The organism is Neobacillus sp. Fa239 (genome assembly GCF_055395235.1).
This window is the reverse complement of record NZ_AP041611.1, coordinates 4,023,812-4,048,346: the sequence shown is the minus strand read 5'-3', so window position 1 is coordinate 4,048,346 and position 24,535 is coordinate 4,023,812. Positions and strand designations below refer to the sequence as shown.

Sequence of the window (24,535 nt, the reverse complement as noted above, 5' to 3'; positions counted from 1 at the left end):
GAATATCAATAAAAAAATTCTATAAAATTTTTAGAATGAGTGGCTAAAATGTCACTCTTTTTTTTATAAGAATTTGTCGATAATTTTCTAAATAATTCCATTTGTAATACAGTAAAATTTACCTATAAAGGTAAAAAGGGGGGGAGATTATATGTCCGATGAACTACAATTAGAAGCACCAAAGAAAAAGAAAAAAGGGTTATTTATTTCTATTGGAGTTATTCTGGTTTTAGTAATTGGTGGTTCAGCCTATGGGTATCATTATTATAATGTCCAAGTTGAAAAACAAGCAGAAATTCATGCTGCAAAAGTAAAAGCCGAAAAGGAAAAACAAGCTGAAATACAATATTTAAAAAAATTAAAAGACGTTGTATTGGATATAACGTATGCAAATGCGAAAGCCAAAGATTTGATTGATAAATATCAGCAGGTTTGGCATGACGCAATTTGGGATCATACATACACTTCAGATGATGGTCAAATTCAAATTGTAAGTGACTTTAATCAAGCTATCAGTCTCCAACAAAATGCATTTGATCAAGCAGGAACAGTTTCTGAATTACAAAAAGAAATGTCAACTATAGATAATCTTATGAATCAGTTAAAAGAACCTCCATCTAAATATAAGGAACTTTATAGTGAAACAGTTGATTTATATTCTACTCTAACTAATTATGAAAAGATGTCTGAAAGTCCGTCTGGTTCTCTAAATTCCTATAGCAACGATACAGATAACATGGGAAATGAATTTTCCAAGAAACTAAGTTCAATTAATATTCAATTGCCAAATTAAATTCTTTCCTAGGGGTGTCTAATTGAGGTCACTCTTTTTTCTTTTCTTATTCAACTAACGGGGCAGGTTAGTGGAAGAGGTATTTGTATTTTTAAGCCGAATATATATGCTTTAAAACTAAGTTAGGGTGGATTCGAAATGGATAAAAGAGTTCTTTTTGATTTTGAAATCGATTTTACAAATGGTGGTGGAATACAAGGTCAGGAATTTCGTCTTGATATTGACGGAGATGACATTTCTGACGAAGAGTTAGGTAAGTATATTGTCGAAGATATGAGGTTGCTAATGGTTGGTGAAGTAAGGATTCTTAACAAGAAAATCATTAATGAAAAACATAAACGAAGACCTGCTGGTGAAAACTTTGGAAAATAGAAAAATTTTTTCAAGGTACTTCAAATTTTAACTACCAAACCAGGCGGCTTTTCTTTGGTGCTACCGGGTGCAAGAATTGATCAGGCTTTCATTATTGGCAGCTTTTTTCTTATTGTGCTAACGGTAGCAGGTTAGCTTAAGATGGTCTGGATAAATAAAACTCACTTTTGGAAACATATAATGTAATAATTCCTAAAGGTGGATTAAATGGAAAACTACACAAATGATAATACAGCAAGACGATATAAAGCCCATGTTAGTATTTTAGGTACAACACAACTACATTTACGAAATCCTTATATTATTGCTTGGTGGTCTGCAGCATTTCCTGGATTCGGGCATTTGCTTTTATCTAAATATCTTCGAGGGTATGCCTTATTTATTTGGGAAGTTATCGTTAATGTTGAAGCACATATTAATTCTTCAATGATTTATTCCTTTCAAGGGAATATAGACATGGCAAAAGAGGTATTAGATAAAAGGTGGCTTCTTATGTATATCCCCGTTTACCTTTTCGGTATTTGGGATAGTTATAGGACAACCGTTGATATGAATAGAAACTACCTTTTAGCGGACAGAGAGGATCATCGATTTAATTCGTATTCAATTGGGGCATTAGAAATTAACTACCTAGATAAACGAAATCCAGTTGTTGCCCTTATGTGGTCATTGTTTATCCCTGGTTTGGGGCAGCTCTATATTCATAGGATTTTAACGGCTGTTTTTCTCATCATATGGTTAGTTGTATTTCATTATCAATCTCATTTTGCGGAAGGTATTCTATTTTTGATATTAGGTAAAGTAAAAGAAGCTACCTCTGTTTTAAAACCAGAATGGCTCCTTTTTATGCCTTCACTCTTTGGGTTTGCTGCTTATGATTCTTATGCTAATACGGTTGAGAATAACAAGCTTTTCGAAAAAGACTTAAGGAGTCATTTAACCAAGAATTATCAATCGGTGGGTTTTAAAATACTAAAAGGACAAAAAGTGAAGTGAGCCCAATTGCAGCTTTTTTCAACATTTGAAACCACTGGATTTTTAGAAATGGCAATTTCAACGTTAGAAAAGAAAGGGATTAAAAAAGAAAGTATATTTGCCGTACCTCTTGATAATAGAAAAGAAGATCGTAAATTTTTTGATTCCCTCCATCGCTCAGATGGTACATCCCTTATTGATATAGGTATGGGGATTGGTACTGCTTTCTCAGTTATTGGAGCAAGTATTGGATTTAAATTAGCTTGGGGTCCCATTTATTGGGGACTGATCGGTGCATTTGTTGGATTTGTTCTTGGCTTTGCTATTCGGCTTTTTATGGAATTGGTTGTAAAGAAAAATAAAAGAGTTTTAAAAGGCAAACACTCAGAAATAATCTTAATTATTGATTGTGAAGAATCTCAAGCTGAATTAATTGAGAATATACTTTGGAGTCATTTTGCGTTGGGAGTCGCAAAAGTAAAATGATGGAATCATTCTGATGAACATGTATTAAACTAAAGATTGTGAAGGATTGTACTTAAACTATCGGGTGCTTTACTACAAGAAGAATTTTCGCAAAATCTTAGTCGGCTCATAATTAAAACAGGGAATGAGAATCACCTCATTCCCTGTTTTGTGTTTCAATTAATTGCTTTTACATTGCTTGTACTAAAATTGTATAATTTGGTATTTAAAATAAATTGTATGAGTGCTAATGACTATTGAATACCTACTTTTTCTATAATTGGTTTAGTTATATTTATATTACTTGCTCAACCGGCAGCGGGAAAACGACAACCCTCTACTCCCTTTTAAATGAAACAGCCCACCTTTTTCATCGCAATGTTATCACTCTCGAAGACCCCATTGAGAAGAACTATGATTCCGTATTACAGGTACAAGTAAATGAAAAAGCAGGGGTTACATACGCTGCCGGTCTAAAGGCCATTTTGCGTCATGATCCCGATATTATCATGGTTGGGGAAATCAGGGATAGTGAAACGGCAAAGATTGCGGTTCGCGCTGCGCTTACCGGCCATCTGGTCCTAAGTACAATGCATACAAGGGACGCGAAGGGGGCCGTTTACCGGCTTCATGAATTTGGCGCGAATTGGTTAGAGGTCGAACAGACGTTAATTGCTGTTACCGCACAACGGCTGGTTGAGTTAACTTGCCCATTTTGCCAAGGTGAGTGTTCCCCGTTTTGTTACACTTACGGCAGATGGAAACGGGCAAGCGTTTTTGAATTATTATCAGGAAGAAATTTAAATAACGTCATGAAGGCAGCAAAGGGAGAAAATGTGATAACCAGGTACCGGACAATCAGAGAGGTCATTAATAAAGGAATTGCTCTTGGTTATATTAAAGAATCTGAATTTGACCGGTTGGTATATAATCATGAAACATCGTAAATGGACTGTAAACGAACAGGCGAGTTTCTTGAGAAGGATCGGTGAACTGCTGGCAAGGGGGTATCCGATTGCGGATGCAATCGAGTCCATTTCGCTTCACCTGCCCATAAATCGAAAGGGGGAGTTGCATGAGTGTTTAAATGCACTAAAAACGGGCTTATCTTTTCATGAAGTATTAGATAAGCTGGGCTTTCACAAGGATTTAATTGGTTATGTCTATTTCGCAGAACAGCATGGCAGCTTTGCAGAGGCACTATTAGAAGGAAGTAAACTTGCTCTAGTAAAAGATAAAGATGTCAGGAAGCTTCTTAAAATGTTACAATACCCGCTATTGCTTATCTTTATTACTGGCATCCTGTTTGTTTTTGTGGAAAATACCTTGCTTCCCAGATTTACAACACTCTTCAAATCAATGGGGCTTGAGGCGAATTTTTTTACGAAAGTGATCTATGCATTTAGCCAATATTTCCCCATCATTATTTCTTGTTTATTGATTTTCCTTCTATCTTTAACAGGCTATTATTTTTTGATTTTTAAAAAGGCGTCTATTCTTAGCCAAAGGGCTCAGCTAGTCAGGATACCGGTAGCAGGGAAAATTCTCAGATTGTTGTTTACCCATTATTTTTCCATTCAATTAAGTTTCCTTTTATCTGGTGGAATATCGTTTTCCGAAGCACTGCTGCTTTTTGAAAAAAATCATAGGCAGCCCTTTTACAGTCAGCTTGGGAAAGCCATTAAAACAAAGCTCGTAACCGGTGAAACACTGGATTCTATCTTGGTGTCCTACCCTTTTTTCGAAAAGGAGTTTTCGATGATTGTGAAACATGGGCAAGAAAATGGGAAATTGGAGCAGGAACTCCTGTTTTTCAGCCACCACTGTATCACTACCATGGAGGAAATAATTGAAAAAAGCTTTAAATCCATACAGCCAATTTTGTATCTTTTCATTGGATTCCTTGTTGTGTCAATGTATTTAGCTATTCTATTACCAATGTTTCATCTAATGGATGGAATTTAAAAAATGGAGGTCAAATAATATGAACGTGAAAAAAATGAAAAATGAAAAGGGTTTTACGTTGATCGAAATGATGATCGTTATGCTGATCATTTCTGTTTTACTAATCATCACCATTCCAAATATCACGAAACATAATGCAAATATTAACGATAAAGGCTGCCAAGCGTTTGTCAATATAATTGATTCTATAGGCAGGTCTTGTTTTGCTTCTAATTTAGGTCAAACTACTTAACTTAGTAAAGGAGATTTATTATGCAACAAGAACGCTTAGAAAGGGCACTGGATAGATTTATTGAATATTGTGAGCATTTTTATAAAGCTTGAAAATAGACCGTCTGATGACGGAATAGAGGCGAGTGAGTAGATATTAGAGAAGTTAAGTAAGTAAGCAAAAACAAAAAACGACAGGTTTTGAAGGGCTTACATAAGGGAGGTAAAGCGAAATGAAAAAAGATGTAACACCTCGTATTGCTTATTATGTAAGGAAAGTAGCTGAAAAAAGAAATATTCATCCTGCTAAGAAGCAACCTAGAGCCTACACATACAGAAATAAACGTTTGATGACATACAAAAGAATTTTGCATCAACAAATTGAGGCTGCTAAGTTGTCTTAGCATTTTTTCTTTTTTAAATGAAAAGAACTCCCGATAAGGAGTCCGTTTCATGTAGTATTTTTCCATTTATAGTAATAGGGGTACTTTGATTATATTTATATCCATGGTTGTAAAAAAGAGGAAATCGAACTAAGATTTTCTAGTCAAATTCATCTAAATATTTTTTCAAATTTAGTTGACTGAGATAAAATAGTAGGGTATGATAAGGAGTGGAGACATATATTTATAAAACAAAAATTACAGATTACCATTTTGGTATCTGTACATTTTCTTTGCTTATTTCATTGTTTACTGTCCTTTGACAATCGAATATTACTAAACTACTTAATTAGTATTATACTCGAAATCTTGTACATGTCAATCCAATTCTTCATTTTTAAATTATTGGAATGAAAACAACATGATAAAAGCAAATTTTTAACAGAACTTGAAGGGAGGTGATAAGATATGGAAAAGGATTATGTTATATTCAGCCAACGTGTGGCAGGGTATCTTATGATGAATGGCTGCAAGTTGAAAAAGGTTAGTAAATCCAAAAAGGATGAATCGTTATTTGTTTACTTCTTCATCGCCAATGAGAAAGTAAGAAGTTTAATCAATGTATATAATCAGCAAATTAAAATCAACGGAGGAAATAAAAATGAGAGTGAGTGAATTAATAACAACTGATAAAGTTAAAAGTTGGAAAAACGGAGACGTAATTACAATTAAAGCCGGAACAGGGGATGGAAAGAGTTATTTTATTAAGACTCATCTTTACGCATTAGCAAAATTGAATAATAAGAAAATATTAATGTTAGTACATAGATCAGACTGTAACAAACAATTTAAAGCCGAAATGATTGAGGCTAAAAGAACTGATTCGATTGAAATAAAAACATATCAGTACCTTGAAGCGATATACAAAAACAGAGGTGAGTTTAACTTTGGGGATTATCAATATATTGTTTGTGACGAGTTCCATTATTTCATATCCGATGCAGTTTTCAATAAAACAACTGATATTTCACTTAATGCAATTTTAGACCAGAAAGATAAAGTTAGAATCTTTATGTCCGCAACTGGCGATTACATGACCAAGTACATAAAAAATCAAAAGAAACTAGATACAATTGATTATGAATTACCCATTACTTTTGACTATATAAAAGAATTAACTTTCTTTAATAAGGATGATACGATGGAAAGTTTTATTGAAGAAGCGATTTCCAAGAAACAAAAAGGAATGTTTTTTATAGAATCAGCAACGAAAGCATATGACCTGTACATGAAATATAAAGAACACTGCCTCTTTAATTGCAGCAAGCACAACAAGAAATATTTTAAATATGTTGATGAAGAAAAGATTAATCACATGTTGAAGCAGGAAAAGTTTGATGAACTGATATTAATCACAACAACTTGTATGGATGCTGGAGTTAATATTAAAGACCCGGAATTGAAACATATTGTATGTGATGTTGAAGATATCGGAACATTAATTCAGTGCATAGGTCGAAAGCGTAGAGAAAAAGAGGATAAGGAAATTAACCTATACATAAAAGCAATCACTAACCAGCAGTTAGGCGGAAAGAAAACTCAATTAAAGAGGAAGCTTGAAATGGCTCGTTTCCTAAGAACTCACAGTGTAGAAGAATACATAGAAAAATACCCGAGAGAATATGATAAATGGTCAATCGTTTATACAGATACTGTTGCAAATGAATCTGATAAAGCAACCATGAAAATTAATGATTTGATCTATTTTAAATGTTTAGTTGATGGTGCTGAAATTGACATAATGAAGTCTCATGGGAATTTTGGATACTGTAGAACATTAGCAAGGAAATTTGGATTCTACAATGATAATGATGGATATACATACAGATTAATCGAGGAAGAGAATAAAAGAAATGAATTAGAAAAGTACTTACAAAATAACGTTGGAAAAGTAATGCTAACAAGTTCAGACAGAAAAGAAATCATTGAAAAGTTAAATGTAAAACAGGATGGAAAATTGTTGAAGAGTTTAGACAGCTTGAATTCTGCGTTACGTGAACGTGATTTTAACTATTACATAAAACAGTTTGAAACAAGTCGAATAGTGAACGGTAAAAAGAAAAATTTCAAGTCTGCTTGGAAAGTTTTAAGATTAGCAGAAAAATAGTTTTACCCCCCTAAATGAGCGTAAAGCATTATATAGAGGTTTACTCCCAAATAAGGGGGTAATGAAAGAAAATACATAAATCAAAAATGAAATTCCAAGTGGCTAAATGGAATGACCGAATGGGAATGGAATTTAGACGCTTGAACCAAACATATAAGACTCGGAATGGAATGTAGGGGCTTATATGTGCGGTAGTGGATTAATTATAAACTATTGGTCAAATTTGGTCAAAGTCAAACACTTAAAAACAATCCTTAGTAGGACGAAATTACCAAACACTGACACCTCTTTCCATCTAAAACAATATTGAAAGGATGAAGAATGAATGAAGGATAAATTGAAGGTTTGTAAAAACGAAGATTGCAGTAGAAAAGATGAGTTATTGCCATTAACAGAATTTTATCAGTATCCCAAAGGAGAGTATTATGCAGAATGCAAAGAATGTCATTCCCATCAAGTACAATCTAACAAAGAAATAAGAGCAATGAAAGCAATTGAAACATTACTTAAATTAGGTATCATTAAACATGATGAGATTTCAGCTGCTAGAACATTGTTTTTGTCTTGTGAAAGTAGGATTAAAGCTTGTAAATATAATGAAGGAATTTACAAAGATATTGAATGCGATTGGGAATCCCCTCTTGCATTCATTATTGATATTATTCAAAAATTGCCCAAAGTTTTTCAGTGTTGGAAAGTTCAAAATGCAATTTATGAAGAAACTAAACAAACTTCGGATTTACCAACTATCGACAGAGTGGATGAATTTGGAAATTATACGCTTACCAATATTCAGATGCTTTCTAAACATGATAACACCAAAAAAGCGACCTCAAAGCCTTGTAAAGTACTTATCATAAAGAATCTGCAAATATTAGATGTTATTGAATTTAAAAGTAAAAGGGAAATGACCGAAAAATTGATTGAAATGGGCATCCCAATCAATGCAATTAAAATAAAAATGGATACAGGAGTAATTCAAGAAGTTAGCAATGGATATTCAATATTATTACAGTCAAAAAATGGTGTAATTAAACGGCTTGATGAACCACTTTATAAATTTATCATCGACCGAAAACGGGAAAAAATAGACGTGGAAACAGGTGAAGTAGTTGAGGTATTAAATCATTGGCAATATCAGTTTAATGTGGGAGCAATAAGATTTTAATCCCTGTTAGATTAGTAAATTTCCATTAACATAGCAACAAGTCCTTACATAACCCTAGTCTTATTGACCTTATTACAAACATAACCTATTCAGATGCAAAGAAACAGCATACAGCTCATTGCAGCAAGCAATATAACATAATAAATATAGCTAGTTTTATTAATACATATCGAGGGATCGGTGAATGGAATAGCCGTGTCCCTCACAGCTTAAAAACTTAAATCTAAAGGAGAATGATGAAATGGCTCATTTAAACATTAATAAAGTAAAAGAAGAAAACAATAAATACAACGAAAAGAAGCAAGTGGAGTTTAATGACGGGTATTATTTATACATTAAGAAGTATTTTTCGAATAAAACAATTCAAGAGATTTTTGAAAAATACCCCAAAATGGTTGAAGAAGCAAAAGAAGAAAATCTTCAAGATAAATTAAATAATTTTCCTTTGATTAATTTACTTACATGTTTGGTTATCGAAGGGTTTACAGATTTAAAATTCTATAAATCCCTTAAAAAGAAGATAAAAGAATTTAAGTGTCTAATGGAATCTCACTATTACAAAGAGATCGTGCAGGCATTGATGTTGAAGTTTCAAAAAGTAATGATATTGAATACGTAAAATTAAATACCTTCTTTACCCTAGATAGGAACTTGGTTTTGGATAGTTCATTGGATATTAATAAAGACAACGTTGGAACAATGAGTGAAAAAATCAAAAACATATATAGAATTGTTAAACATTCGTTGAAATGGGTGTTTTTTTTTTGAGAGTCGATTATTTGCAGGTTTTAAATGTTACAATTATTGTAAAACAAGGTTAAAAAAGGGGAGGGTATTTTGAATAAGAAATATTTGTTTTTAATTATGCTTTCTTTGATTTTTAGCTTAACAGGATGTAACACTCAGACAACAAAAGACAACATTAAAACAAGTAGTACAAAAACTGAATCTAAACAAACAATACAAAAAAAGGTTGAGGAAAAAACAAAGTACAGCATAGATAAAATTATTATCGCAACTGAAGGAGACCTACTGCCAGATGTACAAGTATATCAAGACTTTAATTTTGCAGTCATAAAAGAAATGGCAAAGGAATATAACATACCAGTTGAAACAAAAGAATTGCCTACGTTTAATGATTTAACAATTGCTTTGCAACGTGGAGATATTAACGTAATTCCGGGCATTGTACAAACTTACAGAAACCCAGATTTTAGCCTTACCTATACCTACTTTACTGGAGCGATATACCGTACTAATGGTGAACAATTAGATTCAAAAAAGAGTTATTCAATGTTAGTCAGAAAAACAGATAAGGAACTCTTCAACTTTTTTAATGATATGATTTCAAAATTTAATGACACAGGTAAATTGAAACAACTTGAAAAACAGTTTCTAGGAGAACGCAATAAATTAAACTAATTTATCAATAATGAGAGAGAGCGGTTAAAAGCCGGTCTTTTTCCTTTTTATATGTGTTAGGGTGCGAATAGTGGTTTTTCGTTCGGAAACTGAATTAGTTTTTAAAATCCCCTTAACCCCTATTAACCTTTTATCCTCTTCAAAATTGTAATTTTTCAATTTAATTAATTAACGATTTAACGAGATAAAGTGTTAAACTTTTACAATCTTGTTGTGATCGATAGACCGTGCAAATTATGACTAAAAACCGCATAACAAAGCCTTTTCTATCGTGCATATCGCACGGTAGCGACACACTAAATATTTTAGTGAAAAGCTAGTGTTTTCAGGGGGTTGACTGTTTTTTAGTATCGGTAGCGACACATTTACGATAACGAATATTTTTAAGTAATATAGTTCAAGCTGTGGCTACAGTGAAATCGTAGAAGAAGGAAAATCTTTATACTATGCCAAATTTGTGCTCTTTCCGATATAAAAATTAAAGAAGCATGATCGTCATGAGAGGGTCTTTTTTTATGAAAAAAAATAATCTCCAAAATGGGTTACTCGTCTACAAGTTTGTGAAAAAGTGTACTTAAATTAACGATTGCAGTTTAGTTGAACAACAAAGATGTGCTTTTTAATATTTTTTGTTTGTTGAATAGATGTTGTGGAATGCCTTAAAACCATAAACAGTACACTTTCACATTAAGGGCATATGAATATTGATTCCAAAATCTGAACAAAATAATTTTACTTGTAAATACAATTGAAAATGAGGCTTTATCAATATGGAAATTGAGTTAAAAAAACAAGCGGTTTTAACTATTCGTGCTTTGCATTTTTGTATTGTGGAACAGTGGTCAGGTATTAATATAGATCATGGTATTTCTTCAGCACAGCAACATCTCTTATTCATTTTATCATCTCATGAAAAACCACTAACAATTAGTGAGATAAGCAATTTAGGTTGTTGGCACCTATCCACGGTAAGTCGACTGTTACAACCTTTGATTAGAGAGAATTATGTTACGGTACAAAAAAGTAAAACGAAATACAAATATGTATCGATTACTAATCAAGGTTTCGAGAAGTTAATTGAAATTGCTAAGCAAGTTTTTCCTCTAAAGGAATTTCCATTTGATTTTTCAGATATTGAACAAGAAGAAGTTCAAATATTTATTGAAAAAGGGTTGAAAATATTAAAAAATTTTAAGGGTGAGGAATTTTTGGAATGGGTCAAAAAGCCCCACTCAAAAAAGTATCAGTCATCTTAGAAGATAAATGGTATTTCTATTGTTGTTTAAGTACTTATAGGAGGGTAAAGCAATTGGAAACAAATCACAGTTTTAGACTTACAGCTGGCGAAATTGCTAGTTTATGGACGACATACATAAGTGATAGCATGGCGATATGCGTTATTAAACATGCCTTAGATAAGGTAGAAGATACAGAAATTCGTGCTGTTTTGGAATTAGCTTTAAATTTATCCCAAAGCCATGTAGATAAAATTAAACAAATATTTATGGATGAAGGCTTCCCTGTTCCACATGGTTTTACAGGTGAAGATGTAAACCTAAAAGCACCTCGTTTGTTTTCAGACTCTTTTTGGTTAATGTACATTAATAAAATGTCTATAAACGGATTGACTGGATATGCTGTGGCTTTAACTACTGTAACACGTGCTGACATTCGTGATTTTTATACTCAGGTTAATGATTCCACTATGGAACTTTATAACAAGTCACTTAATGTTAAACTATCCAAAGGACTTTTTGTAAGACCACCTTACATTTCAACACCAGAAAAAATTGATTTTGTTAAGAAGCAAAGTTTTTTGACAGGGTGGTTTGGAGAACGTAGACCAATTAACGCTGTGGAAATTAGTCATATTGACTTTAACATAAAAAAAAGTATTTTAAAGGAAGCATTAATGCTTGGATTTGCTCAAGTAAGCCAGTCAAAGGAAGTACGTGATTTTGTATCGAGAGCAAAAGAGGTTTCTTCAAAACACATTGAAATTTTCCGTACAATATTAACCGAAAACAATCTACCGTCTCCCCCATCTTGGGAATCTGAGGTAACAAATTCTACTATTGCTCCTTTTTCGGATAAGTTAATGTTGTTTCATACACAATTATTAGTAAATTATGCCATAGGTTATTATGGTGCTAGTTTGGCTGGGTCTTTTCGGAGAGATTTATCAGCTAAGGTAATTAAAGTAATCGGAGAAGACTTGTTACTTGTTGAAGATGGAGTAAATATCATGATTGATAATGGATGGCTGGAACAAATACCACAAGCAGATGATAGGGACGAATTAGTAAAGAAATAGAGTTGCAAAATGGTCTATACTTTGTAAAAAACTAATTCATAATTAAGTAACGGGTGCTTGAATTGAATAAGAAAATGGCTTCCACCTCTTTTTTAGTGGGAGTTTTTATTTTTTGTATCAAAAACGAAGGTTAAAGATACAATCTTAGATACCCTCATTTTTGACCGTTTTACCTTGTTTTTTATTATACATTTTGTATCAAAACTTATATCAAAAACTGTATATCAATACTTTACGTTTATAACCGTTTTTGATACAATAAGAGTAGGAAAACGAGGAAGGGAACTGATCCTTATGATTTTTGGATATGCAAGGGTAAGTACACAAGACCAAAACTTAGAAATGCAATTAGACGCTTTTTCAAAATATGGAGTTGATGAAATATTTCAAGAAAAAATGAGCGGTGCTAAAAAGGATAGACCGCAATTGGAAAAAATGATTGATAAATTAAGAAAAGGTGACAAAGTTGTCGTTTATAAGTTAGATCGTATAAGCAGGAGTACAAAACATTTAATTGAACTATCAGAACTATTTGCAGAAAAGGAAGTTGATTTTGTTTCTATCCAAGATCAGATTGATACAAGTACACCAATGGGCAGGTTCTTTTTTCGTACAATGGCAAGCATTGCAGAACTTGAAAGGGACATTATCAGAGATAGAACTAAAGCAGGACTTGAATCGGCAAGAGCAAGAGGTCGTGTGGGGGGAAGACCAAAAGCAGATAAAAAAGAGGTTGAAAAAGCATTAAAGTTATATGATAGCCAAACAATGACAGTTGATGAAATATCAGAAATGACGGGAGTTTCTAGAGCAACAATTTATAGAGCAGTAAAAGCACGGAAACAATAAGTGTAAAGGGTAATCATTGATTGCTCTTTTTTGTTTGTGTTGTTAAAAATTTTAAAAATTCCCACTAGTTAGTTTGTTTACTTATTTGGTAAGATAAGGTAAAGGAAGTAGTCGATTAGGAGGGGTTCTTATGATTAAAAACATTTCTATTAGTGTAATGCTCTTATCTTTCTTACTTACTAGTTGTTCCTCTAATACGAATACGGTACAAAAAACACAGCACCCTAAAAAATCAGTTCAAAAAGCACAACAGAAAAGACAACCTCAAGAAAGTACAACCCAAAAGAACACTTTAACAAGACTAAAGGGGTTATACTCGGTACAATCGTATGAAACCTTGATTATGTCTTATAATCAATTAAAGATGTACGATTCTAAAGAGATAAATGAACTATATAACCAAGCAATACAAAGACTATTAGATAAGAAGCAATATAACACCATTAAAAAGCTAATTGACGATGACATTTATCCAATTTATTTAGGTTCTCTTTCTGGTAAGGTTTTAAATGAAATTAGTGCAAATGTCGAATCTCTATCAAGTGGTGACCATACTAAAAATTTTAGAAAACTAACGATAGAACAAGCCGAAACAGCAAAAAGTAGTTCTTCAAATTCAACCGATACAACTGCAAAAGATCAAGAAACTAATCCACAAATAGGAATGACAGCAGACGAAGTGAGAGCAACAAGTTGGGGAAATCCAGCGGAAATTAATAAAACTACTACTGCTGGAGATGTAAGTGAACAATGGGTTTATTATGATATTGGTATACCTGACAGATATGTTTATTTAGATAATGGTATTGTCACAGCAGTTCAAGAAAGTAATTAATTAACGATAAAAGAAACGGAAATTTTTTCAACCTCTACAAATTGGGATAAGAGGAGGAATTACACACGGACTTTATTATTGAACTTAGTGTAACAGACAATTGGCATTTTGTTAGGAATTTTGCTGATATGATAAAAGAATATCGAAAGGCTAATAAAAAAAGAAAAGGAGACCGTCAATGACGGTTTTTTTATGTCCATTTATACATGCCATCCAACCGTATATAAGCCCGAATAAGTAGAGATAACTCCTTTCTAATACTTTATAACAATTTTTTTGTGGCGATAAGAACAAAGCATTAGACAACTTAGAATTGATTATTGGATGGATAAAAGAAATGTTTTATTAATTAAATAGGTAGTCCGGGGGTGATTTACATTAAAACACTTTAGTTGGCTAAAGGGAATGCCCATAGCACATGTAAGTCCATGGACTGATAACCTATGAAGCGACTCACTCATTTTCGATGGAAATTTTCCATTAAAAAACATAGCCCCTCATACTTGAGAGGGGCTGGGTCTAATTTATTAATCAGATGATTAATGTCAAAATTCTTCTTCAAACAGATAGGTAAGGGTTTGAAGTTATCGCTCCCTTTTGTCGGGTAGAAGGGCAACCTCTCAGTCACCGTCCCCCCTAAGAACCGTACGTGTTAGTTTCCCAACATACGGCTCAAGCATGCCTTTGTCCAAGCTTTGGCTAGATTAGTCCTGATAGTTTCTTACCCTTGATATATCTCTTTACGCTTCTAAGTTGAATGTCATTTGGAGTTTCTCCCATAGCTGGGAATACCTTGTGGTATTCAAGGTGACAAGAAATGTGAACTAATTCTAGATTTTTATATTCATTACTTCCGCCTTTTACTCTAGGGATTTTGTGATGTGTTTCTAACCCTTCAGAACCATCTGTTATTGAGTGGGTGCATAAAGGACATTTGTATTTTTGCTTTTTGGCTAACTTTTGCCTATACGCTACATTATTTTTATCGAACTCTTTAATATCACGTTTTTCAAAGTATCCTTTTAGGTATTTGTTAAAAGGACTGTAATTGTATTTGATTTGTACGTGCCGTACAATCGGTGTCCATGACATCCTTTTGAGTTGGTTATTGGTTATAGGGTCAGTTAGTATCCACTTACTCTTACTTTGACCAGTTTTGTCTGGTTTGTAATACCTTTGACTAATCCATCGCCCACTCTTTTTTGGGTGCAGCCTTCTTAGAAACTTATATTGGGTTGTCCAAATATGAGAATCCATTTCGGAAAAGACTTCTTTGGCGACACTTGGACTCCAATAATTTGCCGTACCTATAATTATAGGATTAAGTGTACTGACAAGCACTTGTACGTTTTTTCCATAGAATTGTCTTGTTTTATCGGTAATCTTCTTTTTAGCAACTTTGATGCTATCCTTAGACGGTTTGATAAGAACTTTGCTCCCATTGTGAGTTTTATATTTTCTTATATTAAAACCTAAGAAATCAAACCCTTTTTCGATATGAGTTACTTTTGTCTTTTCAAATGCTAACTCTAAACCTCTAGTTGTTAGATAGGGTTTTAGTTTGTTAAATAAATTGTTAGCCTCTTCCTCAGATTCACACATGATGACGAAGTCATCTGCATACTTTGCCACTGCATACTTAGTCTGATTTACAAAAGATACCTTAGTTTTTCTCTTTTCTTCTCTATAACTAATATTGAGCAGACTTTCTAAACCATGTAATGCAATATTAGCTAGAAGAGGTGAGATAATACCCCCTTGCGGGGTGCCATTTTCTGATACATGAAAAACCTTGTTGTCGACAAAGCCTGCTTTTAGCCATTTTTCTACCACATTAAAGGCTGGGAATCCCTTTATTTGTTCAAGGATATAGTCATGATTGAGGTTGTCGAAACAGCCCTTGAAATCACCTTCAAAAATCCATTGCTTTTTGTTCCCAATAGTATTGAAGATTCTTTCGATAGCATCGTGACAATTCCTTTTTGGTCTGAACCCATATGAGGTTGGTTCAAATTTGGCTTCCCACTGTGGTTCAAGAGCTAATTTAGCAATATTTTGATAGACTCTATCTTTAATGGTTGGTATCCCCAGTGGTCTAAGTTTACCGTTCTTTTTTTCGATATATGTCCGATAAGTTGGTTTCGGTCTATGGCGATTGATGTTTAGATTTTTCATTTTATTGTAGAGTTCTACCCTCTCATATGGAGTCAAGGCTTTATATCCATCGACTCCTGCTGTACGTTTCCCTTTGTTGATTTGGGTAACTCTACGAATTGAGAGCAGTAATGCAGCTTGGCTTTTCATAAGTAGCCTTTGTAAGTCCCTTACTTTGCGGATTTTTCCAAAACGTTCGGCATGGTATATTCGTTGTTGGAATATCTCTACATACTGACTAATCTTTAACCAGTTAATACGATCCCAATCAGTAATGTCTGGTAATGCGGACTTCTTTATAGAAGTATACATCGTCTGTTACCATCCTTTGGAATTATTCTTCAACGCTTTATCCCATGTTGCACACCAATTGGAATTCAGCACCCTTTCGGGTTTGTCAGTAGACATTATCCACCCAGTTATTTCCGATTTCTGTTGCCTTTCGACATGGTGGCGTTTGCTTTTTCCAACCTCCTATATCCCCTTGGGGAATTGGGCTTCACTTACGCTAAGCTTACCTTTATGTTTAGGACCCCAAATGGACTTACCAAGTTCAACTTCTGTCAGATGCGAGTAGGTTAGGTTCCTCCAATACACCGATAGGTCTGTGGGTTGCATTGAAAGTATTAAAGGGGAAAATACTTTCCCTACCTATAAAAACGCTAGTATAGCTGTGTCCTACCTAACGACTGTGTTGACGATGCTTATAAAGATTCACTTATCGTTAACCGTACTACTCTTTCCCCTAGCCTCCATCTGCTAAGACACTGGCATTTGGTTTGGCATCACCTTATGCAACCCACATTACGATTACTCATAATGCAGTTTCGGAAGGGAATATCTTATGCAACTAGATAGTCTCGAAAAGACACTGACTTTGTGCGGAAGAAGTTGCTTCTTGTCGCACCCCCCCGTCCACACCGTACAAGCGACTTTCACCGCATACGGCGTTCCAACTATTCCAATCCACTTTAACCATAACACTGTTCAGTATTATGATACTTAATGTGTTTCATTTCTTCCGTTTCAATAAGTCGGTGCCTCCCGTGGGAGGTGAACCTCTTTTAGTCATACGAGAACCTTATTAACCGATAAAGAATTGCCTTGCACGATTAAAGGAATCTTTAATAGTCTTGTGGCTATCCCTCCATGTTGATTAGACACTTCAACGGTACTGTACCACTACTTTCACTGATATAAAGAACAGTTATACGGCAACTATTATCATTATCGCTTTCCTTTTCAACGCTTCTTCGGAAGTAAGCCCTCCACGTTATCAGCTTACAATGTTGAATTATATCTATTATAGAATGAACTTAGGTGCTTCCTGTAAGCCTGTTAGCTGTTCATATGCCTGTAACATATCATGGACTTTCATATAAGTTATTTTTACTCATCCACTGCTAACCTCACTCTAAGGCGATATACACATTTCTATGTATCGTGCTTGTAGACCCGTACATTCAGAAGTTCGTCAGCTTACCCTTTTCTTGTAGGTTTATTTACATTCTCACCATATTCATTCAACTCAAGCATCATGAATTACACCACTCCATCGAGTAGGCTTTCGGCAGCCAAACTGCTACGGTAATTTCTCACGCCTTTTTGCCGAGCTTATAACACTATCATTCTTACTAGATCCAGTGCTATTCGACTAAGAGAGAACCCTTCAGGGCGTTACCCCATCATTTGATTCTTCGATATAACCCTTCAGTTCCGACAGGAACTGCCTGACCTTTACCTGAGCATTGTATGACCAATCTCAATTTAAGCCAGGAACATTTCGCACAACTAAAGCACCCGTTTGTTTAAGTACAATCCTTTACAATCTTAATTACCATCGACTATGATTCTTAAATTATGTTGCCTGTATTGAAATGCATTTTATCGCACTGGTTGCAAAATAGTCATATTGTTTAGATTTCTTTGCGAGGTGCTTTTATTACGCTATGGAAATGAATAGTTTTTGTTCAACTATCTTTAACTCCACTGTGAGTTATCATAAAAAATATACAAAGTCCTTGTCTTAACATCTAAAAAGTAAGCTTTGCGTTTTGTATACCAATCGCCATCTCCAACCGATTTTTTAATGTAGGAATAATAATACCCTTCCTTTTTTTCTTTAGGTAATGGATATTTTTTGTCTAACATTAGATCTTGGAAGTCATTAGGTTTTGGATGTCGCATTGAGTTTGGAACAACAGATCCATATTTCCAACCTTTATCTCTGATTGCCTCGATGAATTGATTCATTTGAGGGTGACTAAACCGAATCACTTCATACTCTGTCTCTGAATCTATCGTACTTTCTTGATAGTCCTCTAAAACATGAACCGACATGGGTATGTATACATGTATTCTCTGTGCAATAGTGAATGGTGCCCCGTTAAATATTTTCGAATATCCTAGTACAATAATTCCATAAACACAACATATCCCAACAATAATTCCCCACCATTTTATAGCTTTTTTCTTCTTATAAGAGACCAAAAAAAACAATGAAATAATTAACCAAATTAAGAGAGGAATTATCAATATTGAAATTAGTAAAGCCAAAAAACTGCCAAGTGTATCTCCAAAGTTCCCCAAAGCTAATTGAGTGTGTAAATTCAAGCTGATAACCTCTTTTGTCAAAATTGAAATATTAGGAATAGGCTAGAAACAATTACACCAACTGTTGCACCGTCAAACAATTGATCTCCTAAATCCGTATTTTGATTATGCATAGAATATCTATGTATGTAAATCTAAATTTTATCAAGTTTTATTAAACTAACCTTACCGTTAGTCGAACAAGAAAAAGGCGATGCCTTCTTAAAGCATCACACTCTGTTTGTTTGTTAATAGCAAAAATAATAATCTTACAAATTTGTGTACTTGTATTGTGGTTCATCATTCCTATTAATACATATCTCATTTTCATCTAAACCGTTACATACTGCAAAATAACCTTCTTCAAGGTGAAAACCTATTCCAGTTAATAGTGTTATCCATTCAATAATTTCAACTTTAACTATTCGTTTTTTAATACATTTATTTAGTTCCTTAAACTTATTATTTTCCCATCTAAGTATATAATCGGTACCATAATAATCAATCTCTTCAGATAAATCAATTTGGTCAAATGTAATAGCGTATTCATCAGTTTTATAAGCACATAATTCCAATTGGCAATCTTCAAACCTTATTATAACGGGTAAATCATTAAACCACTCATCTCATTTTGTTCCCAGGCAACCCAAATTTCCTCTATTTGCTTCCCTTTAAGACCCTGTAACCTTGTTTTATGGTCATTTATTATTTGAGAAATATCAGTATAAAATTTAGGATTGTAATTTTTTATTCCTAGCATATATATCACCTCTTTTTCGAGTTGCATTTATAAAGATTTTACCATTTTTTGTTCAACTAAACTGCTTTCGTTAGTGGAACAACAGAAAAAAGGGCTCTAATTCTTATTGAAGTAGAGTACCCCGTTTGCTTAAGTGAATTTCTTCATAATGTGCTATATAAGCACTAGGAACAGTGTTTTATTTTAGAAAACCTCATCATTTTTAACAAATTTAATTTGTTTACTTGTTAGAATGTATTTTTGTATTATAACTAAAATTATTTATATATTGAAAACCATAAAAAATTAAACACCTTAAAATGTGGATTATTAAGTATTGAAATTTTGTTAATTTTTCTAAGGAAGCAATTTTATAATGTTTTAAAAATTTTAATCCTCCTAGATAAATAAAACAAATGTGAAGAATTAGATTTGAAATTAAATACAATGGGAATTTACCAAAAGTAAATTTTAACATCCAAAGACTAGAAACAAGAAATGGACCAAAATTAAAAAAGTTCACACTTTTCAAAGGTAATATACCTTTATAAATTCGCCACCATTTTTTCTTTTCTCCAAATAAATCTAAAGATTTTGTGAATGTACAAATAAATATCGCAGCTGGAAGGTATTTATTAAATGCATTTCGACCTAAGAATGGTACTGTTAGCCAAGGTAAAATTAGCAAAGCTATATAAAATGATTTTGAGTTTTTCATTTTACCACCTCTGAAGTTTATAATATGTACCTCTTTACCTATTTATCCAGCTACTTTCACATAATTGTTATTTCACAAATCTGCTTCGATAGCTGAATAACGATAATGAAAAAGGACTGCCGAAACAGTCCTTTTGTTGTTGTGAAACTTAAGCACCCCGTTTATTTAATTACAATTCTTCACTATCTTGTGGCCAAACCTGTACGCGTTTATTTAGAAATACGCTCGTATTGACTGTAAATCAGCTTTCGAACCAACTTCAAAACAGCTAACAGTATCAGGAATAAGAACGGATAAACAATTGCAGAGTGCCAAGGTTTCCATTGGTTATAATAAAAGTACCCAGATTTATCCGCTAACCACTCGTAAACTACGGCAAAAACCGAGCACCCGATGATGTACCAAAATTTCCTTGCAACATTCTTCATGTATTGATGGTAATTCAGAAAAATGGCGTTCGCAGCAGGATAAATGCCGAATATGACAATCAAAGATCCCCATTGTGCACCTTTCTTAAAGTAACCGTACCAATCCAATTTTAAGTCCAAATAGATGTTTACAATTAGCTCAAAAACCAATGCAAACATACAGGTTGAGAATATCTCGATTTTAGTCAGCCGTTTTGGCATGTACAAAAACACGGCATTAAACACAATAACAGTCAGTATTAAGAACCACACTTCACCTCACGCCCTTAACTATATTTTCCAACAGACCCGAATAATTCTTACGCCATATAGCCGTTACACAATACGTTTTTTGTGCTTATTCAAGTAACTTGCACTTGTTAGTTAATGAAGAAAAGAAAGCTCATTCGAGAGGGGCTTTTAGAAGTTTTCTAACAATTTTTAAATTAATGATTAGTGTAAGGAATATGAAAGGATAAGTGATTGCAGAATACCAAAGTTTCCACCCGTTGTAATAGAAAAATTTAGTATATAAACAAAACCATTCAAATCCAAGTGAGCAAACTGTCCAACATAAAATATAAAATATCTTTTTGATGATCCTGCTTTTTGAAGGATAAAGATTTAGAAACAAAATACTTATGGATGGAAAATATAGAAATAAAGCGAAAAATCCTAACCATTGAAACCCTTTAGTAAAATATCCATACAAATCATAATGTAAATCTAATACCATATCTACTGTGACACCGTATGAGTAGGCAAAGAAGGAAGTAGCATAAATTTCAATTTTGCTTAATTTTTTAGGAATAAAATAAGCAATAATGTTAAAAAGAATGAAAGCAATGTAAATGTAGACCCACATACGATTCCCCTTGCTAGATATTTTGGTATATTACAAAACGCATAGATTTCATTATAAATCAATAGGTACATTTTTCCAAGACCCTTCCTTTAATCCAAGAAAAAAAGCTACCATCAAAGGTAGCCGTTCAACTTGTTTAGTATGTCTTTTTTTCGATTCGACAAATCCATTTATAATAGCCCAGTAATATCAATAAAAGAAATGGGTCTAGAACTGCAGAATAACCCAAATTCCACCATCCATTATGAAAATATCCCCATGGTTCAGGAAGTAATGCTATTGCCTCATAAATTAAAATCCCTATTAAAAACACGATAAAAAAAATCCCTTTTTTTATTTTACTTTGTTCAAAGGGAAAGAAATTCAGAAATATCATATTAACAGGAGGAACTAGCATGATGTTTGTAGGAAGTTCTCTCCAGTTTGCTTTTTGAGTGAAATACCAATAACCGTGATACTCCATGTCAACATAGAAATCAAAGTTCATTTGAAGTGCTATTGTAAATGTCCAAATGTGAACAATTTGGTTTGGTGTTAACCTTCTATTAGTTGAAAAAGCAATAAAATTAGCAACTACGATGGCTATAATAAGTCCAATCATTCAACCACTCCTCATCTAAATAATTTCCATTTTGTTGGAAAAGGATACTTTGATTGGACTTTAAGACAAAATATTAATGAAAAACGCTCTTCTTATTCGAGTGGGCCTTTATGTATTTTCTGCATGGATTTTCAATTCAATTAATCATAAGTAGATTTAACAATTTATCAAGCATTTCGCTTAATTGAATAGTTTCAGGTGAAGTAAAACCCTTGGTCATTCCCATTAAAATCATTTTTTCTCTTAATGTTTCAATATTCATGATTAACTCATCGTAACTCATCTACAGTACTCCTTTTTTTGAAAGACAAAATTATTTTACTGCTTTAATACGACTCAGTAAAACAATATCAATAGACAAATACCGACAATTCTCATGATGATAAATATTAATCGTGAACAACCGCAGCAAGGGCAGAAAAAGTGGGTGTAGTAAGAATAATTCTTAATTTATCGAAAAAAATAATCATAGACTCCTAAGGCCCAGCTTTTTAACAAAAATCCCCTTACTCGATTGAGTAGGGGGCTTTCTTTATCAATATCCTCTTAGCTTTTTCAGTGGCTTCATACGGCATTCGTTATATACAAAAGGTCAAAAAAGAATAAAGCGTTATTTATCCCGATAAATGGCAAACCCATCACCTTTCGTCACTAATTCTTTTTCTTTAGGTTCTCGATAAAGAGCATTTTTTAACCTAAACAAAGCCATCTCTTTTGCCTGTTCTGGAGTACTACCAAAACATTGATACACAGTAGCTTTTCCATTACTTGCTGAAGCATTATATGTATCCCCATGATTCCAGACCCAATATTTAACTCTCCCTCGCCGATAATACAATAACCAATCCCAAAATTCACGGATCCTCCACATTATACGCCCTCCTTTCTTTATGGAATATTTTACCTCACATTTCTATTGTGAATTTTTAATATTTTGTTACAATATTAAAAGCCCTCCATATTGGAGAGCTCCCACAAAAATAACCAATTTTATTTCCACTAATCTAATTCACAACCAGTTTATTATTTGAAATAACTGGAAAGAAATTATAAAGAGGTGAAGACATTGATTCCATTGGTTATAATTTTAATCTTGATAAACGGAGTTTTGTTGCTTTATTTTAAAAAGCGTGATGCCAAAGAGGCAGCTCTAATAGCTCAGAAAATTGATTCGAGTATTGAACTTAAGAAAACCTTAGCTATGGGCCTTTATTTACGTTTTAACTATCCAAAAACTAAAAATGAGAATGGAGAAACAATTTTTGAAACAAGTACAGATTTATTTTTAAAGCAAGTTCCTTATGATTTTGAGGCGTTTAGTGCTAATGTTTTCCAAAAACTTTTCGGAGGGGAAAAGTATGTAACAAACCGCTCTGGTGATTTTGGAATAGATTTTGAATTAGTAAGGGATGACGGACTTTACTTAGGGCAGGCTAAGGCCTGGAAAGATGATGTAGGATATGAGCCGATAGCGATTCTTCATTCAAATATGGTGAAACAAAATGCAACAGGTGGATATTTAATTACTACTGCACATTTTACTAAAGCAGCAAAACAATATGCTCAAGAGCTTAATATTCAACTGGTGGATGGTGTAGACTTTGTAGAATACTGGCTCGATTCTTTAGATAGCAAAGTCTATTCTTTGAATAACGAATTAGCTTAAAGAATTTTGCTAAAAAAACTTAAATCAAAAAGCCCTTCTCAATCTTCGAGAGGGGCTTTATCTAATTCCATCACCAGCTGCGTTAGATCTTCTCCCTCCACAATCACTTTCTCCAAGTCAGCTCCAAAAGGCATTTCCCTTTTAATTAGTTTCCACCACTCAAAAGCGACTTCCTCAAACTTCTTCTTTCCTCTCAATGGAAAAGAACCATTTCGCATTACCTTGTTATTATTCGTTATGTAATGAATTTGAATTACTACGTTCATTTTCTTCTTCCTCATTAAAAATTATAAATACTTTGAAATAGCATTTACCAGATTCAACCCACCGTTTAAAATACTCTGCACTTTATCCATTTTATCTAAAAAGCCTTGTTTTTCTTCTGGTGTTTTTGCATTTAATGCATTATTTAATAATTCAACAGCTTCTTTTAAATCATCAAGTTGTTGCTGAATCTCTTGTCTATTTAAAACTTTGTTTCCTTCATAAAAAAATTCTACGCCTCTTTCATTAATTGTTACCCTTTTAATTTGACCTCTTGGAGTCCTTTCAATTTCAACCATTCCATTATGATTCAAAAGGTCAACCTCAGCAATTATAGCAGTCTCGTTTTTAGTGTTAATTTTTTGAGCAATCGAAGAAATGGACATCGTTTTCTGGCTTTCTTTTAAAACAGACAAAATTCGTTTTTGCATAACATTCATAAATTTATGTCCCCTTTTATTACATTTTATTTACAGAATATATAGAATAGGCATTATTTTATAAATGTCTGCATATGCTTATAGCGAAAGCAAAGACTCGCTAGAAGCTACCTAGCCAATCTACATCCATTTTTAAATAATCAAATTTTAAGCCTTTCAGCTAAGCTGGAG

Annotated in this window: 28 protein-coding genes and 2 pseudogenes; 18 read left to right on the top strand and 12 right to left on the bottom strand. The window is 33.3% G+C overall.

The annotated features are described in order from the left end of the window. Positions 1–151 precede the first annotated feature (151 nt). The 17 genes and pseudogenes from ACZ5XR_RS20005 to ACZ5XR_RS19925 all read left to right on the top strand — a co-directional run bounded on the left by ACZ5XR_RS20005 (position 152) and on the right by ACZ5XR_RS19925 (position 13,918). Positions 152–793: a hypothetical protein gene (locus tag ACZ5XR_RS20005; protein ID WP_464498158.1), complete on the top strand. Its 642-nt coding sequence runs from the start codon at positions 152–154 to the stop codon at positions 791–793. 138 nt (positions 794–931) lie between these two features. Further along, positions 932–1,165, top strand: a complete 234-nt coding sequence (locus ACZ5XR_RS20000) for a cyclase (protein WP_464498157.1) — start codon at positions 932–934, stop codon at positions 1,163–1,165. A 207-nt stretch (positions 1,166–1,372) separates the two neighbouring features. After that, the gene (locus ACZ5XR_RS19995) at positions 1,373–2,161 is read left to right on the top strand and encodes a hypothetical protein (protein ID WP_464498156.1); all 789 of its coding nucleotides are present in this window, start codon (positions 1,373–1,375) and stop codon (positions 2,159–2,161) included. Between the two features lie 6 nt (positions 2,162–2,167). Continuing rightward, positions 2,168–2,626, top strand: a complete 459-nt coding sequence (locus tag ACZ5XR_RS19990) for a hypothetical protein (protein ID WP_464498155.1) — start codon at positions 2,168–2,170, stop codon at positions 2,624–2,626. 272 nt (positions 2,627–2,898) lie between these two features. Continuing rightward, positions 2,899–3,552 (top strand): annotated as a pseudogene (locus tag ACZ5XR_RS19985) (ATPase, T2SS/T4P/T4SS family); the annotation flags it as partial. Next, positions 3,539–4,570 (top strand): competence type IV pilus assembly protein ComGB, encoded by a 1,032-nt coding sequence (gene comGB / locus ACZ5XR_RS19980; RefSeq protein ID WP_464498154.1) that lies wholly within the window; start codon positions 3,539–3,541, stop codon positions 4,568–4,570. The pseudogene ACZ5XR_RS19985 and the gene comGB, both read left to right, overlap by 14 nt. Before the next feature lie 34 nt (positions 4,571–4,604). Continuing rightward, a pseudogene (comGC, locus tag ACZ5XR_RS19975) lies at positions 4,605–4,757 on the top strand (competence type IV pilus major pilin ComGC); the annotation flags it as partial. 256 nt (positions 4,758–5,013) lie between these two features. After that, positions 5,014–5,184: a hypothetical protein gene (locus ACZ5XR_RS19970; RefSeq protein ID WP_464498152.1), complete on the top strand. Its 171-nt coding sequence runs from the start codon at positions 5,014–5,016 to the stop codon at positions 5,182–5,184. Between the two features lie 447 nt (positions 5,185–5,631). Continuing rightward, positions 5,632–5,838 (top strand): DUF5659 domain-containing protein, encoded by a 207-nt coding sequence (locus ACZ5XR_RS19965; RefSeq protein WP_464498151.1) that lies wholly within the window; start codon positions 5,632–5,634, stop codon positions 5,836–5,838. Further along, positions 5,825–7,330, top strand: coding sequence for a DEAD/DEAH box helicase family protein (locus ACZ5XR_RS19960; protein ID WP_464498150.1), 1,506 nt, complete (start codon positions 5,825–5,827; stop codon positions 7,328–7,330). Before ACZ5XR_RS19965 ends, ACZ5XR_RS19960 begins: the two co-directional genes overlap by 14 nt. A gap of 325 nt (positions 7,331–7,655) precedes the next feature. Then, entirely contained in the window at positions 7,656–8,498 is an 843-nt protein-coding gene (locus ACZ5XR_RS19955) for a hypothetical protein (protein WP_464498149.1), read from the top strand. A 241-nt stretch (positions 8,499–8,739) separates the two neighbouring features. Beyond that, positions 8,740–9,117 (top strand): hypothetical protein, encoded by a 378-nt coding sequence (locus ACZ5XR_RS19950; protein WP_464498148.1) that lies wholly within the window; start codon positions 8,740–8,742, stop codon positions 9,115–9,117. A gap of 218 nt (positions 9,118–9,335) precedes the next feature. Then, a complete protein-coding gene (locus ACZ5XR_RS19945) occupies positions 9,336–9,920 on the top strand; it encodes a transporter substrate-binding domain-containing protein (protein ID WP_464498147.1) in 585 nt (194 codons plus the stop codon). A gap of 770 nt (positions 9,921–10,690) precedes the next feature. Beyond that, positions 10,691–11,176 (top strand): MarR family winged helix-turn-helix transcriptional regulator, encoded by a 486-nt coding sequence (locus ACZ5XR_RS19940; RefSeq protein WP_464498146.1) that lies wholly within the window; start codon positions 10,691–10,693, stop codon positions 11,174–11,176. Positions 11,177–11,229: 53 nt separating this feature from the next. Then, entirely contained in the window at positions 11,230–12,234 is a 1,005-nt protein-coding gene (locus tag ACZ5XR_RS19935; protein WP_464498145.1) for a DUF3231 family protein, read from the top strand. Positions 12,235–12,528: 294 nt separating this feature from the next. Further along, entirely contained in the window at positions 12,529–13,083 is a 555-nt protein-coding gene (locus ACZ5XR_RS19930; protein WP_464498144.1) for a recombinase family protein, read from the top strand. Between the two features lie 130 nt (positions 13,084–13,213). Further along, on the top strand, positions 13,214–13,918 hold the full coding sequence (locus ACZ5XR_RS19925) for a hypothetical protein (protein ID WP_464498143.1): 705 nt from the start codon (positions 13,214–13,216) through the stop codon (positions 13,916–13,918). A gap of 699 nt (positions 13,919–14,617) precedes the next feature. On the opposite strand, the gene ltrA is transcribed toward ACZ5XR_RS19925, so the two are convergent. The 10 genes from ltrA to ACZ5XR_RS19875 all read right to left on the bottom strand — a co-directional run bounded on the left by ltrA (position 14,618) and on the right by ACZ5XR_RS19875 (position 22,865). After that, positions 14,618–16,384 carry a group II intron reverse transcriptase/maturase gene (ltrA, locus tag ACZ5XR_RS19920; RefSeq protein WP_464498142.1) on the bottom strand — a complete coding sequence of 589 codons (1,767 nt, stop codon included), beginning with the start codon at positions 16,382–16,384 and terminating at the stop codon, positions 14,618–14,620. Between the two features lie 1,668 nt (positions 16,385–18,052). Next, positions 18,053–18,685, bottom strand: coding sequence for a hypothetical protein (locus tag ACZ5XR_RS19915; protein WP_464498141.1), 633 nt, complete (start codon positions 18,683–18,685; stop codon positions 18,053–18,055). Positions 18,686–18,933: 248 nt separating this feature from the next. Next, positions 18,934–19,239: a hypothetical protein gene (locus ACZ5XR_RS19910; protein ID WP_464498140.1), complete on the bottom strand. Its 306-nt coding sequence runs from the start codon at positions 19,237–19,239 to the stop codon at positions 18,934–18,936. A gap of 20 nt (positions 19,240–19,259) precedes the next feature. After that, positions 19,260–19,424 (bottom strand): hypothetical protein, encoded by a 165-nt coding sequence (locus tag ACZ5XR_RS19905; RefSeq protein ID WP_464498139.1) that lies wholly within the window; start codon positions 19,422–19,424, stop codon positions 19,260–19,262. A 220-nt stretch (positions 19,425–19,644) separates the two neighbouring features. Beyond that, positions 19,645–20,121, bottom strand: a complete 477-nt coding sequence (locus ACZ5XR_RS19900) for a hypothetical protein (RefSeq protein ID WP_464498138.1) — start codon at positions 20,119–20,121, stop codon at positions 19,645–19,647. Positions 20,122–20,330: 209 nt separating this feature from the next. Continuing rightward, complete coding sequence (locus tag ACZ5XR_RS19895) at positions 20,331–20,801, bottom strand: CBO0543 family protein (RefSeq protein WP_464498137.1); 471 nt, start codon at positions 20,799–20,801, stop codon at positions 20,331–20,333. A 130-nt stretch (positions 20,802–20,931) separates the two neighbouring features. Beyond that, on the bottom strand, positions 20,932–21,393 hold the full coding sequence (locus ACZ5XR_RS19890) for a CBO0543 family protein (protein ID WP_464498136.1): 462 nt from the start codon (positions 21,391–21,393) through the stop codon (positions 20,932–20,934). A 136-nt stretch (positions 21,394–21,529) separates the two neighbouring features. After that, on the bottom strand, positions 21,530–21,994 hold the full coding sequence (locus ACZ5XR_RS19885) for a hypothetical protein (RefSeq protein WP_464498135.1): 465 nt from the start codon (positions 21,992–21,994) through the stop codon (positions 21,530–21,532). A 136-nt stretch (positions 21,995–22,130) separates the two neighbouring features. Continuing rightward, positions 22,131–22,277 (bottom strand): Spo0E family sporulation regulatory protein-aspartic acid phosphatase, encoded by a 147-nt coding sequence (locus ACZ5XR_RS19880; RefSeq protein ID WP_464498134.1) that lies wholly within the window; start codon positions 22,275–22,277, stop codon positions 22,131–22,133. Positions 22,278–22,604: 327 nt separating this feature from the next. Further along, positions 22,605–22,865: a hypothetical protein gene (locus tag ACZ5XR_RS19875; RefSeq protein WP_464498133.1), complete on the bottom strand. Its 261-nt coding sequence runs from the start codon at positions 22,863–22,865 to the stop codon at positions 22,605–22,607. Positions 22,866–23,051: 186 nt separating this feature from the next. Between ACZ5XR_RS19875 and ACZ5XR_RS19870 the strand changes: the two genes are divergently transcribed. Further along, complete coding sequence (locus ACZ5XR_RS19870) at positions 23,052–23,660, top strand: restriction endonuclease (RefSeq protein ID WP_464498131.1); 609 nt, start codon at positions 23,052–23,054, stop codon at positions 23,658–23,660. A gap of 38 nt (positions 23,661–23,698) precedes the next feature. Here ACZ5XR_RS19870 and ACZ5XR_RS19865 read toward each other — a convergent pair whose 3' ends face one another. Further along, complete coding sequence (locus ACZ5XR_RS19865) at positions 23,699–23,926, bottom strand: hypothetical protein (protein WP_464498129.1); 228 nt, start codon at positions 23,924–23,926, stop codon at positions 23,699–23,701. 21 nt (positions 23,927–23,947) lie between these two features. After that, positions 23,948–24,364, bottom strand: coding sequence for a hypothetical protein (locus ACZ5XR_RS19860; protein WP_464498128.1), 417 nt, complete (start codon positions 24,362–24,364; stop codon positions 23,948–23,950). Between the last annotated feature and the right edge of the window lie 171 nt (positions 24,365–24,535).

Coding starts and splice junctions, on each gene's coding strand:
- ACZ5XR_RS20005 (WP_464498158.1), top strand. CDS start 152: ATGTCCGATGAACTACAATTAGAAGCACCAAAGAAAAAGAAAAAAGGG.
- ACZ5XR_RS20000 (WP_464498157.1), top strand. CDS start 932: ATGGATAAAAGAGTTCTTTTTGATTTTGAAATCGATTTTACAAATGGT.
- ACZ5XR_RS19995 (WP_464498156.1), top strand. CDS start 1,373: ATGGAAAACTACACAAATGATAATACAGCAAGACGATATAAAGCCCAT.
- comGB (WP_464498154.1), top strand. CDS start 3,539: ATGAAACATCGTAAATGGACTGTAAACGAACAGGCGAGTTTCTTGAGA.
- ACZ5XR_RS19970 (WP_464498152.1), top strand. CDS start 5,014: ATGAAAAAAGATGTAACACCTCGTATTGCTTATTATGTAAGGAAAGTA.
- ACZ5XR_RS19965 (WP_464498151.1), top strand. CDS start 5,632: ATGGAAAAGGATTATGTTATATTCAGCCAACGTGTGGCAGGGTATCTT.
- ACZ5XR_RS19960 (WP_464498150.1), top strand. CDS start 5,825: ATGAGAGTGAGTGAATTAATAACAACTGATAAAGTTAAAAGTTGGAAA.
- ACZ5XR_RS19955 (WP_464498149.1), top strand. CDS start 7,656: ATGAAGGATAAATTGAAGGTTTGTAAAAACGAAGATTGCAGTAGAAAA.
- ACZ5XR_RS19950 (WP_464498148.1), top strand. CDS start 8,740: ATGGCTCATTTAAACATTAATAAAGTAAAAGAAGAAAACAATAAATAC.
- ACZ5XR_RS19940 (WP_464498146.1), top strand. CDS start 10,691: ATGGAAATTGAGTTAAAAAAACAAGCGGTTTTAACTATTCGTGCTTTG.
- ACZ5XR_RS19930 (WP_464498144.1), top strand. CDS start 12,529: ATGATTTTTGGATATGCAAGGGTAAGTACACAAGACCAAAACTTAGAA.
- ACZ5XR_RS19925 (WP_464498143.1), top strand. CDS start 13,214: ATGATTAAAAACATTTCTATTAGTGTAATGCTCTTATCTTTCTTACTT.
- ltrA (WP_464498142.1), bottom strand. CDS start 16,384: ATGTATACTTCTATAAAGAAGTCCGCATTACCAGACATTACTGATTGG.
- ACZ5XR_RS19905 (WP_464498139.1), bottom strand. CDS start 19,424: ATGCTAGGAATAAAAAATTACAATCCTAAATTTTATACTGATATTTCT.
- ACZ5XR_RS19900 (WP_464498138.1), bottom strand. CDS start 20,121: ATGAAAAACTCAAAATCATTTTATATAGCTTTGCTAATTTTACCTTGG.
- ACZ5XR_RS19890 (WP_464498136.1), bottom strand. CDS start 21,393: ATGTGGGTCTACATTTACATTGCTTTCATTCTTTTTAACATTATTGCT.
- ACZ5XR_RS19885 (WP_464498135.1), bottom strand. CDS start 21,994: ATGATTGGACTTATTATAGCCATCGTAGTTGCTAATTTTATTGCTTTT.
- ACZ5XR_RS19880 (WP_464498134.1), bottom strand. CDS start 22,277: ATGAGTTACGATGAGTTAATCATGAATATTGAAACATTAAGAGAAAAA.
- ACZ5XR_RS19875 (WP_464498133.1), bottom strand. CDS start 22,865: ATGTGGAGGATCCGTGAATTTTGGGATTGGTTATTGTATTATCGGCGA.
- ACZ5XR_RS19865 (WP_464498129.1), bottom strand. CDS start 23,926: ATGAACGTAGTAATTCAAATTCATTACATAACGAATAATAACAAGGTA.
- ACZ5XR_RS19860 (WP_464498128.1), bottom strand. CDS start 24,364: ATGAATGTTATGCAAAAACGAATTTTGTCTGTTTTAAAAGAAAGCCAG.